Raw genomic sequence first — 591 nt, forward strand, 5'->3', positions numbered from 1 at the left:
TCACCTACGGCGATCTTCAGTCCGAAATGGACATGATCAACCGCGCCTATATCGAGGTGATGACCAAGGGCGACGCCAAGGGCCGGGTGTTCACCTTTCCGATCCCGACCTACAACATCACCCCCGATTTCCCGTGGGAATCGGAGAACGCCACCCGGCTGTTCGAGATGACCGCCAAGTACGGTCTGCCGTATTTCCAGAACTTCCTCAATTCCGAGCTGAAGCCGCACATGATCCGCTCGATGTGCTGCCGGCTCCAGCTTGATCTGACCGAATTGCTGAAGCGCGGCAACGGCCTGTTCGGCAGCGCCGAGCAGACCGGCTCGGTCGGGGTGGTGACGATCAACTGCGCCCGGCTCGGCTACACCCACCGGGGTGACGAGGCCGGGCTGTTCCGCCAGCTCGACCATCTGCTCGACATCGCCCGCAACAGCCTGGAAATCAAGCGCAAGGTGATCCAGCGCCACATCGATGACGGGCTGTTCCCCTACACCCGGCGTTACCTCGGCACCCTGCGCAACCATTTCTCGACCATCGGCATCAACGGCGTCAACGAGCTGATCCGCAACTTCACCGCCGACGCCGAGGACA

General features: G+C 61.8%; 1 protein-coding gene. It reads left to right on the forward strand.

All coding sequences use genetic code 11. The features are described from left to right. On the forward strand, positions 1-591 hold a 591-nt coding region (gene nrdD, locus ACFSNB_RS18785), incomplete at both ends, for an anaerobic ribonucleoside-triphosphate reductase (protein ID WP_377319350.1).

Source organism: Phaeospirillum tilakii (assembly GCF_042683125.1).
Taxonomy (GTDB): Bacteria; Pseudomonadota; Alphaproteobacteria; order Rhodospirillales; family Magnetospirillaceae; genus Phaeospirillum; species Phaeospirillum tilakii.